Origin of the sequence: Cuspidothrix issatschenkoi CHARLIE-1, from assembly GCF_002934005.1 — a bacterium.
GTDB classification, from domain to species: domain Bacteria; phylum Cyanobacteriota; class Cyanobacteriia; order Cyanobacteriales; family Nostocaceae; genus Cuspidothrix; species Cuspidothrix issatschenkoi.
In genome coordinates, this window is the sequence record NZ_PGEM01000050.1 from 1 (window position 1) to 14,064 (window position 14,064).

Sequence of the window (14,064 nt, forward strand, 5' to 3'; positions counted from 1 at the left end):
CCGAAGAGCCTCCCATTTCTGGGGTAAAGCCCTCACTTACCCGAAGGGAAGTGATGGGTGGTTGACACTAGTTCATGATCCAAAAATCTTTCACAGTGTGACCACCCATAGTTCGAGATTGCCTATAGGTAAACTCTCCAACAGAAGGATTACGATGGGGATCAATTACTCCTGTGGCTTGTTGCCAAAGTTCAGTCGGGGCTAGGGATAAATTGTATTTCGATTCCCGTTTATGTACGTGATACCATTGTTTTTCTTGGCATTCTTTACACCAAAAAGCTTCTAGCCACTCTCCCTCTAGGGAAACGGTGGTTTTGGCTGCGATTAAAATCATGGCTTCTTTTCGCTTCATACCTCGCTGTTGTAGCTGTCCAGCTTGTTGGGCAAATAGCCCGTATTTTTGGCTCACACTATCCATACAACACCCGTGTCTGGGACAATATATAGCTCTGCGCTTGGAACGTTTCCGATTTCGAGCACATCTTCTCTGCACTTCGGCCTCCTGATCAGTAACTAAACAACAGATCCTAAGAAGGTTGCGTGGGAAAGACTGAGATCAAAATGACCATCGAAGCCCAACCCCTGACTCAACATTATAATTTATGCAATTTTTTCAAATTTAAACAAATGAGTGGTCTTAAACACCGCAACACGTTAACACACTAATTTTGATTCCGGTGAGAATCTAAAATTTACATCGTAGATTGTCTTAGCACGCTCAAATATTGTTTGGCTATAATTTCCGGTGTAAAATTCAACTCTAAATATTTTCGTGACGCACGACCCATTTTTTCTGCAAATTGGCGATCGCTCTTTAACTTGAGAATAAATGCCGCTAAAGCTTCACTGTCTCCGTTGTTAATTGCAGTTCCGAATTGACCATTTTCAATTAGCTCTCTGAGGTAAGAATTTTCTGGGCAAATAGCCGCTATAGGTCTCCCAGCCGCCAGGGCAGGGTAAAATTTGCTAGGAGCAACTAAACTTTCTAAACCAATGTCTACACTAACTAGTGATAAATCACAAGCTGTTAAGGAGTAAGGTAGCACACTTTTTTCCTGATAGGGAAGAAAAAGAAAATTTTCTAACCCCAACCTAGCCACATCTTGAATAAAGCTTTCCCGTTTGGGACCACCACCAATACATACAAATTGAATATTTTCTGTCCGTAGCTGTTGAGCAGTTGCCAAAATTGTATCTAGATCATGACACCTCCCCATATTACCAGAATAAAGGACTGTAAATTTACTCACTAAATTATGTTTTTTGGCAAACCAGTTATCCTCTTTAGCTATGGGTAAAATTAACTGAGGATCTCCCCAACTATGAATTACAGAAACTTTATCAGCTACTTCTGGACATATATCTATTATTCTCTGTTTCATGGGTGGACTAAGAACAATAATGGCTTTAGATTTTTGCCAGATTTTGCGGTTAATTGCCCGCCAAAATTTAGCTAACCAATGATTTTTTGATACTACTCCTAGTGCGATCGCAATATCTGGATATAGGTCATAAATTAAACATACATAAGGAGATTTGCAGAATAAATGAGCTAGATATCCAGCTATGGATAAAAAGGGAGGTGCTGAGGTTAATAAAAATACATCATTCTGATGATAATTCTTGATAATATGCAGAAAAGCTCGCAGGGTAAACAAAATACCATTAATAGCCTTACCCCGAATTCTATGTGACCAAATCTGAGTAGAACGGGATCTTTGCACGCGAATGTGACCTAATTGTTCTAAAGCTGGTGCTTTAGACGTGCTGAATGCGTACCCTGGTTGTCCTGTAAATACTTTAATCCCAACGCCTTGTTTATCTAACTGTTTGACTAATTCCTCAATCAACTGCCCAGTAGCAGCGTAATCTGGAGGAAAAAATTCTGTTATTATAGATACATTAACTAATTGATGATACCAATCGTGATTAATATCCGTAAGCTGCTCTGCATCTAATGAGTATGGTTGAGAATTTATAGAAATATTGTCTTTATACATTGTTTGAGGTTCAAGATTATGTGATTGATTCACAGTCAAATTTGTTAAATCTGTATCAATTTTTGTTAAATATTGGTTTTTATGAATCACGAAGTAAGAATTGGCATTGCTTCGTAATTTACTATGTACCATAACTGAGTTAGTTCAGACAGATCAATGGTCAGAGATACTTAAGTCAAATAATGACTCGTTCAGGAAGAAAATCTTTGTAGATATATTTTTCTACTTGTTTGTTATCTGTAATCTACTGCTCTCTTGGGAGCTAAAAATATTATAAGTAGCCATTATTTCAGCTTGAAATAATACTTTATCCTAGCAGGTGCATAATTGTCAAAACTCCTATCCATAGTATCAATATCTAATCCCTGGTAAGTACCTGAGCAAAATTAATTTAACATTTTTGGGACAAAGAAAAATCTCTGTATTCCTTATCTGATAGTTCTTTCCGTTCCTTCTCCCAAATATGAAATTTATTTTGCACAACTATTTATGACTAAGGATTTTTGATTCATTAACCACGTTAAAAATATCCCCTATTCTAACTAATGACCCAGAAGTATTGAATCCTGTAATAAAACTTTACAATGTTTGAGTTTTACCCAGGTATATTGATAATAGAGTCATTAAATGCTCAAATTTGGTATTATTAACGCCAATTCAAAACTTGGACAATATCATCAAAATCTTAACATTTAACATTTAACACTTCTGCTAACCACCTAATTTATTCAAAATGAGAAAATACGGGTGCTATTTAGTATCTCTCAGTATTTCCGGAGATGTCTAATAGACATAGGAGTGAAAATTATCGTAGGGACAATTCATGAATTATCACTACAACGAGATACCTATTGTAGGGAAAATTTATGTAGCTTGCTTCCCGAAGGGTATTGCCCCTCTGGAAATATAGGGCAGCTTCACATAGAATTGGTATAACAAAATTGAGAATTTTTAATTGTTAAATCAATTTAGTTATTTCCTATACAAATATCAGTTTTAAAGTATAAATAAAGATTTTATAAAAGTTATTTTGAAGATGAGCAGATTACTAAAACTTACTATAACATTGATTTTTATAAATGCACATCATTGATGAAACTAAAGGAAATAACTAGAAACTATACAGGTGATTTAGGTTGTATTCAAACCGATGGTTGTTTAGTCCATAAAGGGAGAAAAGACTTTCAGGTAAAAATTCAATGATATACAAGACCAATTAATTCAAATGTGGGAAGATTTATTAGGTGTTGAACCTATTAGTATTAAAGATGATTTCTTTGAATTGGGGGAAATTCTTTATTAGCTATGCGGTTGTTTGCAGATATAGAACATAAATTTACTAAAAAACTACCTTTAGCTCATCCTTTGGGGGGAGAACTATTATGTTATCGTCATTTAGCCAAATATCTAGGGTTAGAACAACCTATATATGGTCTGCAACCGCAAGGACTAGATGGAAAATTGGCCCCGTTGCTGCGAGTTGAAGATATAGCTTCCCAATATCTGCAAGAAATTCGCACTATTCAACCTCAAAGGCCTTATTTTCTCCTAGGATATTCCTTTGGTGGTGTTATCGCCTATGAAATAGCCCAACAACTGCATCATCAAGATCAAGAGGTAGCATTTTTAGTCATGTTAGATACCTGTCGTCCTGGTTATAAACAGCGTCTATTATTTATTGAGCGACTTACTATACATATCAATCATATCTATCAGCGTGTTCCTAAATATATTGCTCGTAACTATTGGGGTTGGTACAAACACGCTGATTATTATTTGCGAAAAATTTATAATGACTACTTACGGTTAGTTTCCGAATTCATGGAAACAACTTTGAAATTAGGGGAAACTAATACATACTCAGATGTTTACAGTGCTGATTTACACGCATTGAATGCTTATGTACTTCAACCCTATTCTGGCAAAGTGACTCTTTTTCGCACCAAGGATGAGGATAGAACTGGTGGGGTAGGTGTAAAATATGATCCGACATTTGGCTGGGGTGATATTATCACTGGTGAGTTAGAAATGAATTATATTCCTGGTTCTCATATTTCTATCCTCGATGAACCGAATGTGAATATACTGGCTAAAGAAGTGAAAATTTGTTTAGAACCCACATTCCGCAGATAAAATCCAATTCTGAATAATTATCACGAAAGATTCAGGGTTGTACAAACTTTACTCCAAAAATATTCTCAATAAATGAGATAAATTCCTAATAAACATTTTATAGTTCCTTTGAACTAAAATCCTGAAAACCCTTACCAAACAATGTTTTTGGAGATAATTATTTTTTTATTCTCCGCTTATGCGGAATGTGAGTTAGAAAAAACTCAAAATCAAGAATAGCATCCGGTGAAAATATTCTGGAGACGCTTCGCCGGATCCTCTCTACACGATTTTAGATGATTTACAGTAAATTCTCTTAATTCACGAATCTTAATGATAACACTGCAAATATTTATGATATAAATATAAAGTACGGTATTCCTACTTTAAAGCCGTAGATTATTTGTAGAGGTGTAGCACCAGTGGGCATAGTAGTTGAAAACGTCTCTAAGCAATTTGGTAGTTTCCAAGCAGTTGAACAGGTAAACCTGGAAATTCAAAGCGGTTCGCTGGTGGCTTTACTCGGTCCATCGGGATCTGGTAAATCTACCCTATTACGATTGATAGCAGGTTTAGAAACACCAGACACGGGGAAAATTATTCTTACGGGTAAGGATGCCACTTATCAAAGTGTGCAAGAACGGAATATTGGCTTTGTTTTTCAGCACTATGCCCTATTTAAACATTTAACAGTCCGTAAAAATATCGCCTTTGGGTTAGAAATTCGCAAAGCCCCGAAAAAGAAAATTGAAGGCAGAGTAGAACAGTTACTAGAGTTAGTACAGTTGAGTGGTTTAGGCGATCGCTATCCTTCCCAACTTTCCGGTGGACAAAGACAAAGGGTAGCACTAGCTAGAGCATTAGCCGTAGAACCCAATGTACTATTATTAGATGAACCATTTGGCGCCCTTGATGCCAAAGTCCGTAAAGACTTACGAGCTTGGTTACGCCGTCTCCATGATGAGGTCCATGTTACCACAGTTTTTGTTACCCACGATCAAGAAGAAGCAATGGAAGTTTCTGACGAAATTGTGGTCATGAATAAAGGCAAAGTGGAACAGGTAGGAACACCCGCAGCTATTTATGATCATCCTGCTTCTGCATTTGTGATGAGCTTTATTGGTCCGGTGAATGTCTTATCTAGTTCTGCTAAAATTTTCCAAAGTAGCGGTTTGGAATTAGCACATCCAGAAACATTTTTACGCCCCCAAGATATCATCATCGAAACCGTTAGTAATGGCACAACTGCACAAGCTACAGTTAGCAGAATCATTCATTTGGGTTGGGAAATTCAAGTAGAATTAACCTTAGATGACGGGCAAGCTATGACAGCCCATCTAACAAGAGAACGGTTTGATGAATTAAAATTAGAACCCCAACACAAGGTTTATGTTAGGCCAAAAGATGCGAAATCTTTTCCTCTGTATTATTCGATTTAGGCAAGAGGTAATACTTCGACTTACTTAGAGGGTGTTTTAAAAGTTATGGTTGATGTATCAAATATTTTTTACCCCACCCTAACCATCCCCTTAATAAGGGGTGATGAAAATTAGGGTTTACCATTTTTCAAACATCCTCTTAGACAAGCTCAGTACAAGTCGCTCAGTAACCAGAGGTAAGAGGCAAGAGGTAAGATATTTACCAATTACCAACTACCAATTACCCATTACCACCTAAATGAGAGATTTTGCTCTTTCAGATTCTTTGCCTAATCCTACCAATTGGGCACTCAATTCCCACATCATTTTGCCTTTTTCATCATCCCGTGCTTGGGGAGAAACCTTTTGTACAAAAGATTCCCGTCCTTCTTTTTGGCGATTTCCCCAACTCCAGTAAATACCAGATTGTTTGTATTCAGGATCAGCTACTACCATAGCCACGCGTTCTCCTGATAATTCTTCAGTGACAAATCCCCCAGTAATATACTTTTGGAAAATGGGGAAAAGTTTCTGAAACAAAGGATAGTGATTGCGGAATAAAGCTGTTGTGGCCACACAACCAGGATAAAGAGAACTAAAGGTAATTCCAGTAGATTCATGATAACGGTTATGTAGTTCTCTCATGGTGAGAACATTGCAGACTTTACTATCTTTGTAAGCCTTAACCGGTTCAAATTGCTTACCATTAATCATGCAAATGGGATTTTGGAAACCTGCGGCAAAACCTTCAAATTTACCTAAATCTGGACGTGGGGGAATCTTACCACCCAATTCATCTGGGTTGTGAGTTACAGTTCCTAAAATTACCAATCGTTTATCAGCAGCAGGGGACTTTTGCAAATCTGGCAGCATCAAGTTACACAGTAGAAAATGTCCTAAGTGATTGGTAGTGACGGTTAATTCATATCCTTCGGGAGAAAATAGAGGCTCTTTAATTAAAGGCATATAAATGGCAGCATTGCAAACCAAGGCTTCCAAGGATCTGCCAGTAGCTCTGAAGTTATTCACAAACTGTCTTACACTTTCTAAAGAGCCTAAGTCAATGTGCATCAATGTATAACTATTGGCGGGTATTCCCACACTCTGAGCAGCTTTTTCAGCTTTAACCAAATCTCGACAAGCCATAATGACGTGCCATTGTCCTCTATTAGCTAAAGCCTTTGCTGCTTGCAAGCCAACTCCCGAAGAAGCACCTGTGATAATTACTGTTGACTTACGATTTTGTTCCATGGGTTTAGACTCCTTTGACTATAGGTTGATTAAAAAACAGTTTATATGATCTGTAATAATCTCATACTTTGGAAATTTCTATAGTAATACTCGATGAGTAGTTAACACAATGTGATTAATCATAGATAACAGTGATAAATGAACACATTTTTAAACCCTAAATTTAGAGATTTAGCAATGCTAAATCCCTAATGATATGTTATTCGTGTAACATTATTATACAAATTTAGCTAATAACTCCTCACGAGATAATTGCAGAAGTAAAGGCGTAAATTCTTCTCTGGACATGGCAATTAGGGGATTGATAATTCGTGTTAATTCTGCATCAATTTGACCGAAACGCACTTGCAAAATACTTTCAATCATAGCGCGTCTTTCTCTTTCTATACCTTCCTGTCGTCCCTCCTGAAGTCCTACATGAATTCCTTCCTGAAGTCCTTCTTGTCGTCCTTCTTGTCGTCCTTCTTGTCGTCCTTCTTGTCGTCCTTGTTTTTTTAGTTCTTCTAATTGTTGTTGATACATTTCCGATAATTTCATAATCAACTCCTGATCATCTTTATCAATATCTTGTTCTTGACGCTGACGAACCGATAACACAGCAATTAGGTTATGTACTAATTGTATGACATCCGCCAGAAAGGGGCTATTATTTGCCAGTATTTCTAATTCTTCCACCGCTTGTCTTTGTACTTTTCCTCTACCTAATATCCGCAAAAACAGTGTTTCGGGTGTAATAGGAAGCTGATGAATGGCAATAATGACAGTTTTGAATCCTTCCCCAAAAAAATAAATACCTTTGCCCCAGTTGTCTTTATCCCCAGTAGCATTAAAACTTGCTAGGAGTTCCACTGATGCTGTAGGTGTAAAAATCCACAGTCGAGGTAATTCTGTTTCATTGATCCGGCTACTATTGCGGTTAGATTGACGTTCTAGGTCTGCATGGATGTCAAATAATTTACCCATGCAACTGCGAATTTCACTTTTGCTAACGGCATTACGAAATGGTTCAAATATAGCATAATTTGTGGCCATTTGCCCCAGTAATCCTAATATTTCTAGGCTTTGTGTGGGTTGAGGTGAGGGAATAAATAAAACGTCAATTTGTCTGACTTCTGCGGTGATATCTTTACTGGTTTCTACTTGTCCGTAAGGTGTTAATAGTTCAGTTAGATATTGTTTGGCGAATTGGTCATGTATAAAACGAGTCATTTCATTTGCTTTTGTCTAATGCAGAAATATTGGGTTTAATATTGTTGGGATAGTGACGATTTTTATGTGGTGCTTTGCTATCTTTGAAACCATAAAACAGCCATACTATAGAGGTTTAGTATTGCTAAACCCCTACAAGAAACAATTTAAAAACTAGACAATTTTGGGTTTTTGTAAATGCCAATTAGTTGATTGTTCATAGGCATAAGCCACTTGAAAAAGTTGTTCTTCTCCGAGAACCTTACCTATGATTTGTAATCCAATGGGTAGCCCTTTACTATCTACACCACAAGGTAAACTGATCCCTGGTAAACCAGCTAAATTAACAGGAATAGTCATTAAATCATTTAAGTACATACTTAAAGGATCGGTAGTTTTTTCACCGGCTTTAAAGGCTGTACTGGGTGCAGTGGGACAAACTAAAACATCTAGGGTTTCAAAGGCTTTTTCAAAGTCTTGTTTAATTAAGGTGCGGACTTTTTGCGCTTTCAAATAATAGGCATCATAATAACCAGCGGAAAGGGCATAAGTACCAATCATAATCCGGCGTTTAACTTCCGCCCCAAAACCTTGAGAGCGAGTCCGGGTATACATTGATAACAGATTATTTGCATCAGGGGAACGCAAACCGTATTTAACACCGTCGTAACGCGCTAAGTTAGCGGATGCTTCTGAAGGGGCGATAATATAGTAAGTTGGTAGACCATAGCGGAAACTGGGACAGGAAATAGAGTGAATTTCTGCACCTAGTTCTTGAAGTACATCAATAGCTTTGGTGACAGCAACTTCTACTTCAGGATCTAAACCTTTACCAAAGGTTTCTGTAATTACACCTATTCTTAATTTTTTTCTAACCTTGAGATCCGGTTTTAAACTAGCTGCATAGTCAGGAATTTGGACTTTGAGACTGGTAGAGTCTTGTGGATCATAGCCAGCGATCGCACTCAACAATATCGCCGTATCTTCTACACTGCGTCCAAATGGTCCAATTTGGTCAAGAGACGAAGCATAAGCTACTAAACCATAACGGGAAACTAAACCATAGGTCGGTTTCATACCCACAACACCGCAGAAAGAAGCAGGTTGACGAATTGAACCCCCTGTATCCGAACCCAGGGAAACCACACATTCATCTGCTGCTACTGCTGCTGCTGAACCACCGGAAGAACCACCAGGAACACGGGATAAATCCCAAGGATTAGCGGTAACTTGGTAAGCGGAGTTTTCTGTAGAACTCCCCATCGCAAACTCATCTAAGTTAGTTTTACCCACCATAACCGCCCCAGCATCAGCTAGTTTTTGGGTGACGGTTGACTCGTAAGGAGGTACGAAATTTTCCAAAATCCGGGAAGCGCAGGTAGTGACAATCCCCTTAGTACACAAATTATCTTTAATACCGATGGGAATCCCCGCCAAGAGTCCAATTTCTTCTCCCGCAGCGACTTTTGCATCCACAGCTTGAGCTTGTTTTAAGGCTTGTTCTGTCGTGACAGTGAGGAAACTGTGCAGTTTTGGTTCTAACTCTTGAATCCGATTTAATGCTTCTTGGGTAATTTCAACGGCAGAACGTTCTTTACTGATTATCTGTTCGTGCAACTCGCGGATGGATGCCATAATTGTTCTCTTTAAGGAATCAAGTCATTGATTTTAGCATTTACAGGACTGGGTTTATTTCACGGAGAGTCGCAGAGGCACAAAGAGAGTTTTGAGCATTTAGTATAGAATATTATATTTAGGAGTGCGTGATACTGTATTCACAGATTTATTTGCAGAACCATTTGGTAAACTTTTAAGGGAAAGCGAAAATCTGAATTTACTTGTTTTCAATTCTGATGCTGAGAGGATTACCCAATGGATACCTTAGATAATTACCATCGTGTTATTAAAGAAGTGTTAATACCTTATACACAAATTCCTTATTCCTATGGGGTGATTGAATGTAAAACAGTTTTTGATAGTGAAAATGATGAATGTCTTCGTTTAGTTCTGGCTTTATAGTCAGATTATTAGTAAACTATCAAGTCACTTAATCAACTAAAAATCATGAATATTAATGCCTCTATTATTGATCAACGTTTGCAATCAGTAACTAATGCCATTCGACAACGGGCTGCGGAAGAATTAAATATTAATGATGCTGGCAAGCTTAAATCTTTGGCGTTTGTATATTTTTGTGTGCAAATAATTCTAGATTTAGAAGATGCTCATACCTTTGATTGTTTGACAGAAGGAGGTGGAGATTTTGGTGTGGATGCCATGCACATTTCTGAAGAATATGATGGTGAGTTTACAGTCAGTTTATTTCAGGTAAAGTATGTAAACAATCTAGAAGGTAAGACTAATTTTCCTGAAAATGGCATCACGGCTCTCATTAATGCGATTCGATTTTTGTTTGATCCTGGTGCAAAATTAGAGCATATTAATCAACGCTTACTTGCGAAGGTAGAAGAAGCCCGGAGTTTAATTCGGGATGGATATATTCCCCAGGTGCGGGCATTAGCTTGTAATAATGGCATAAAATGGAACGCATCATCTCAAGAAGCAATTGATCGATCTGGATTCGGTGATCAGGTGACATGGGAACACATCAATCATGAACATCTCATCAAAATTCTGCAAACTTCCAAACCAGTTAAAGATACTTTACAACTAAGTGGTAAAGCTGTAGTTGAAGATATGAATTTCAGTCGGGTACTGGTGGGCAGAATTTCCATCACTGAAATTGCGGCTCTGATTGAACGACACGGAGAACGCTTATTAGAACGCAATATCCGCCGTTATTTAGGGCTACAAGGCAACCGCGTCAATGAAGGTATTCGGGACACCTTAAACAGCGATGAAAAAAACAATTTTTATTTTTATAATAATGGCATCACTTTAACTTGCGACGGTTTTTCCTATAACGCGCTGCAAAATGGTGATTATCAGGTACGAGTTGAAAACCTACAAATTATTAATGGTGGTCAAACTTGTATGACCATTTTTAAAACTCTTCAGAGTGGAAATTTCTTTCAGCAAAGTTTATTCCAGCAAAATACCCAAGCTTATGTTCAAGCTTATGTTTTAGTTCGTCTCTATCAACTACCTACTGACAATGATGATTTAGTCCAAAAAATTACTTATGCTACTAATAGTCAAAACCCCGTGGATCTGTGTGACCTGCGAGCTAATGATGAGCGACAGCGACGGCTGGAAATGGATATCCAACAGTTGGGATTTAACTATCGCCGTAAACGCTCTGATACAGGCACTATATCCACAGATATTACTTCAGGTGTAGCGGCTGAGGCGATATTGGCGGTTTGGCGACAAAAGCCTCATCAAGCTAGGTTTTTTACTCGTGAGCATTTTGGTAAACTCTACAATGTAATTTTTACTGAGCATCTTAATGGCGCACAAGTCATAATCGCTGTACAGTTGTATAGAATTGCGGAAAACCGACGCAAACGCCCGCATCCTCATGATCATGCTTGTGTCCGTTATGCTTCGTGCTTTATTGCCATGCAAATGGGAAAAAGACTTCTCAAAAAAATGAATCTACAAATGAAGGAAATTAACTACCGTAATTTTGAGGATGCAAATCAGTTGATTAATCAAAATGGGGAGAATTATTTTAATGATTCAGTGCGAGATGTTCAACAAGCACTTCAAGCACTTTACGGAAGCCAGGAAATTTCCTTACAACAACTTTCTGCCACTTTCCGACGCGGTGATTTGATAGAGAAACTTCAACAGATAGAAATTCATTAAATCTATTCCTATGAATGAAAAACTCCAGCCCGAAAAAGACCAGCTACCAGCAAGAACTAATATAAAGATAAGTCAAGAAACAGAAACGGAAAAAGTTTTATGTTCCCATTGTCAACGCACTGCTACAAATGGTATTAAATGTAAAGGTATTTGTGTTGCTGATAGTGATTATTAGGATGTAAATAAACGTATTTTACAAAACTAAGTAATATGGTTAAAATAATTTCGCGTACTTATGTCGGTCAAGCTAATGTTTATGATATTGGTGTGGAAAATGACCATAATTTTGTCATTAAAAATGGTTTTATTGCCTCTAATTGTTTTAATAAATCCCACTCTACGGCTTACGGTTATGTAACTTATCAAACAGCATATTTAAAGGCAAATTACCCATTAGAATATATGGCGGCACTGTTAACCGCTAACAGTGGGGATAGTGACAAAGTGCGAAAGTATCTTGATAACTGCGCTAGTATGGGTATTGTGATTGATCCGCCCGATGTTAATCGCTCTGGTTTAGATTTTACCCCAGTGGATAACAAGATTTTATTTGGCTTTTCGGCAGTGCGAAATGTGGGACAAAACGCCATTGCTAGTATTTTAGAAGCTAGGGAGGAATCAGGGGAATTAGTACCATTTAAATCTCTAGCAGATTTTTGCGATCGCCTTGATTTACGCACCGTTAACCGCCGCACCTTAGAATCACTAATTAATTGTGGATCATTTGATAAAATTGAACCTAACCGCAACCAATTAATTCATGATTTAGAATTAGTTTATGAATGGGCCCAGTCCCGTGCTAAAGATAAAGCTAGTGGTCAAGGTAACATTTTTGATTTATTAGGAGGTGGGTTAGCAGCTAATAATAATCAACCTCAAAAAAATGCCTTTGAATCTGCACCTAAAGCACCTCCTGTGAATGATTTTCCTCCCCAAGAAAAATTAAGGATGGAAAAAGAACTATTAGGATTTTATCTCTCAGATCATCCCTTAAAATCCATCAAACAATCATCATCAGTTCTTGCACCAATTAACCTCTCACAACTAGGTGAACAAAAAGACGATTCTACACTTTGTGCAGTAGTAATGTTGAATAATGTCAAAAAAGTAGTTACTAAAAAAGGTGACTCGATGGCAATTTTGCAAATTGAAGATTTATCTGCGGCCACGGAAGCGGTCGTTTTTCCTAAAACCTATGAACGCATTAGTTCTCTATTAGAAATTGATGCCAGATTGATTATTTGGGGTAAAGTAGATCGTCGTGATGATCAAACTCAATTTATTTTAGAAGATGCAGAAACTGTGGAAACAGTGAAAATGATTTTAGTGGAACTGAGTCCACAACAAGCAGGAACAATTGAGGAACAACATCGTTTGAATACAATTCTTAAAGCACAAGCTGGAGATAAAGATAAATCCAAAATACCAGTAATTGGGGTTGTGCAAGCTGGAAATCATCGGGAAATTGTCCGCTTTGGGAGACAGTTTTGGGTACAAGATTCAGGAACAGCAGTACAAGCATTACAAAATGCTAAATTCCGTGCTGATATTAAACAATTAACTAGCGGTTAAAGAATTTATTGGTAAGAATGTAGGAGTATGGCTAACCCCATGCTTTGCCTACCAACGGTTAGAATATGCCATTCCTCGGAGGAAGAGACGCAATATCTTGTTGAATTGTATCTAAGTTCATAATCTCATTTTGCTGTTTCCCTGATTATAGTTTAGCGAAAAATGCTTTTCTCAAAGAGGTTTAACAGATCCGTTAGACCGTATCTCACAGATCGCTTATAATCAATGTATTATTGTATATCTCAAATTTTAAAATATGTCACTCGCTGAGTTAATTCCTCTAGTCAATAATCTGAGTCAGTTAGACAAATTATCACTCTTCAAACTCCTAGCTGCACAAATCCCCAATGCTGAATTACAAGTTATCTTTTCTGCTTCAGAGTATCCGATTTGGTCGCCCCACGACGCAACAGAAGCTGCAAACATCCTGATGCAGATGATTCAGGATCACCAAGAGGCATCTACTGATGGCTAGTGATGTTTGTTTTGAGCGATCGCAATGCACAATCAAAATTATCCGAAGTGATTTGCCTTGAGTGCTAAAACATAATCGGCTTTTTTATCAATAATCTTTTTACCAATTTCTGTTTGAGTCCCCATGGCATTAATAGTGATGATAGAGCCTTTGATATCTACAGGACTTACGCAAAATGTAACTGAAACCCTTATTCTTTCCTAGGATTAGGGGTAATTCATGAATTACACTTGAACCAGAATTAATTGCAACTGAACCAGGATTAAATGCAACCAAC

Annotated in this window: 13 protein-coding genes; 8 read left to right on the plus strand and 5 right to left on the minus strand. The window is 37.6% G+C overall.

What is annotated here, in order from left to right; all coding sequences use genetic code 11:
• Positions 1–67: 67 nt before the first annotated feature.
• Positions 68–493, minus strand: coding sequence for a hypothetical protein (locus CUN59_RS07675; protein ID WP_104387291.1), 426 nt, complete (start codon positions 491–493; stop codon positions 68–70).
• Between the two features lie 199 nt (positions 494–692).
• Positions 693–2,132 carry a glycosyltransferase family 4 protein gene (locus CUN59_RS07680; RefSeq protein ID WP_243406892.1) on the minus strand — a complete coding sequence of 480 codons (1,440 nt, stop codon included), beginning with the start codon at positions 2,130–2,132 and terminating at the stop codon, positions 693–695.
• 1,173 nt (positions 2,133–3,305) lie between these two features.
• Between CUN59_RS07680 and CUN59_RS07685 the strand changes: the two genes are divergently transcribed.
• Together CUN59_RS07685 and CUN59_RS07690 are read left to right on the plus strand one after the other, a co-directional pair.
• Entirely contained in the window at positions 3,306–4,133 is an 828-nt protein-coding gene (locus tag CUN59_RS07685) for a thioesterase domain-containing protein (RefSeq protein ID WP_104387292.1), read from the plus strand.
• A 401-nt stretch (positions 4,134–4,534) separates the two neighbouring features.
• A complete protein-coding gene (locus tag CUN59_RS07690) occupies positions 4,535–5,551 on the plus strand; it encodes a sulfate/molybdate ABC transporter ATP-binding protein (RefSeq protein WP_104387293.1) in 1,017 nt (338 codons plus the stop codon).
• A 234-nt stretch (positions 5,552–5,785) separates the two neighbouring features.
• Here CUN59_RS07690 and CUN59_RS07695 read toward each other — a convergent pair whose 3' ends face one another.
• From CUN59_RS07695 to gatA, 3 genes are all read right to left on the minus strand, one after another.
• Entirely contained in the window at positions 5,786–6,781 is a 996-nt protein-coding gene (locus tag CUN59_RS07695; RefSeq protein WP_104387294.1) for a protochlorophyllide reductase, read from the minus strand.
• 216 nt (positions 6,782–6,997) lie between these two features.
• Positions 6,998–7,990 carry a FliH/SctL family protein gene (locus tag CUN59_RS07700; RefSeq protein WP_104387295.1) on the minus strand — a complete coding sequence of 331 codons (993 nt, stop codon included), beginning with the start codon at positions 7,988–7,990 and terminating at the stop codon, positions 6,998–7,000.
• A gap of 153 nt (positions 7,991–8,143) precedes the next feature.
• On the minus strand, positions 8,144–9,604 hold the full coding sequence (gene gatA / locus CUN59_RS07705) for an Asp-tRNA(Asn)/Glu-tRNA(Gln) amidotransferase subunit GatA (protein WP_104387296.1): 1,461 nt from the start codon (positions 9,602–9,604) through the stop codon (positions 8,144–8,146).
• A gap of 109 nt (positions 9,605–9,713) precedes the next feature.
• Between gatA and CUN59_RS07710 the strand changes: the two genes are divergently transcribed.
• From CUN59_RS07710 to CUN59_RS07730, 6 genes are all read left to right on the plus strand, one after another.
• Positions 9,714–9,854, plus strand: coding sequence for an element excision factor XisH family protein (locus tag CUN59_RS07710; RefSeq protein WP_279327289.1), 141 nt, complete (start codon positions 9,714–9,716; stop codon positions 9,852–9,854).
• Positions 9,842–9,988, plus strand: a complete 147-nt coding sequence (locus CUN59_RS07715; RefSeq protein WP_243406894.1) for an element excision factor XisI family protein — start codon at positions 9,842–9,844, stop codon at positions 9,986–9,988. The genes CUN59_RS07710 and CUN59_RS07715 overlap by 13 nt, the downstream gene beginning before the upstream one ends.
• 45 nt (positions 9,989–10,033) lie before the next feature.
• Positions 10,034–11,740, plus strand: a complete 1,707-nt coding sequence (locus tag CUN59_RS07720; RefSeq protein ID WP_104387297.1) for an AIPR family protein — start codon at positions 10,034–10,036, stop codon at positions 11,738–11,740.
• 10 nt (positions 11,741–11,750) lie between these two features.
• Positions 11,751–11,915 (plus strand): DUF8639 family protein, encoded by a 165-nt coding sequence (locus CUN59_RS21375; protein WP_165790173.1) that lies wholly within the window; start codon positions 11,751–11,753, stop codon positions 11,913–11,915.
• A 35-nt stretch (positions 11,916–11,950) separates the two neighbouring features.
• Positions 11,951–13,312 carry a helix-hairpin-helix domain-containing protein gene (locus CUN59_RS07725; RefSeq protein WP_104387298.1) on the plus strand — a complete coding sequence of 454 codons (1,362 nt, stop codon included), beginning with the start codon at positions 11,951–11,953 and terminating at the stop codon, positions 13,310–13,312.
• 256 nt (positions 13,313–13,568) lie between these two features.
• Positions 13,569–13,787 carry a hypothetical protein gene (locus tag CUN59_RS07730; RefSeq protein WP_104387299.1) on the plus strand — a complete coding sequence of 73 codons (219 nt, stop codon included), beginning with the start codon at positions 13,569–13,571 and terminating at the stop codon, positions 13,785–13,787.
• Positions 13,788–14,064 lie beyond the last annotated feature (277 nt).

Coding starts and splice junctions, on each gene's coding strand:
- CUN59_RS07685 (WP_104387292.1), top strand. CDS start 3,306: ATGCGGTTGTTTGCAGATATAGAACATAAATTTACTAAAAAACTACCT.
- CUN59_RS07730 (WP_104387299.1), top strand. CDS start 13,569: ATGTCACTCGCTGAGTTAATTCCTCTAGTCAATAATCTGAGTCAGTTA.
- CUN59_RS21375 (WP_165790173.1), top strand. CDS start 11,751: ATGAATGAAAAACTCCAGCCCGAAAAAGACCAGCTACCAGCAAGAACT.
- CUN59_RS07695 (WP_104387294.1), bottom strand. CDS start 6,781: ATGGAACAAAATCGTAAGTCAACAGTAATTATCACAGGTGCTTCTTCG.
- gatA (WP_104387296.1), bottom strand. CDS start 9,604: ATGGCATCCATCCGCGAGTTGCACGAACAGATAATCAGTAAAGAACGT.
- CUN59_RS07720 (WP_104387297.1), top strand. CDS start 10,034: ATGAATATTAATGCCTCTATTATTGATCAACGTTTGCAATCAGTAACT.
- CUN59_RS07725 (WP_104387298.1), top strand. CDS start 11,951: ATGGTTAAAATAATTTCGCGTACTTATGTCGGTCAAGCTAATGTTTAT.
- CUN59_RS07700 (WP_104387295.1), bottom strand. CDS start 7,990: ATGACTCGTTTTATACATGACCAATTCGCCAAACAATATCTAACTGAA.
- CUN59_RS07680 (WP_243406892.1), bottom strand. CDS start 2,132: ATGGTACATAGTAAATTACGAAGCAATGCCAATTCTTACTTCGTGATT.
- CUN59_RS07715 (WP_243406894.1), top strand. CDS start 9,842: ATGGATACCTTAGATAATTACCATCGTGTTATTAAAGAAGTGTTAATA.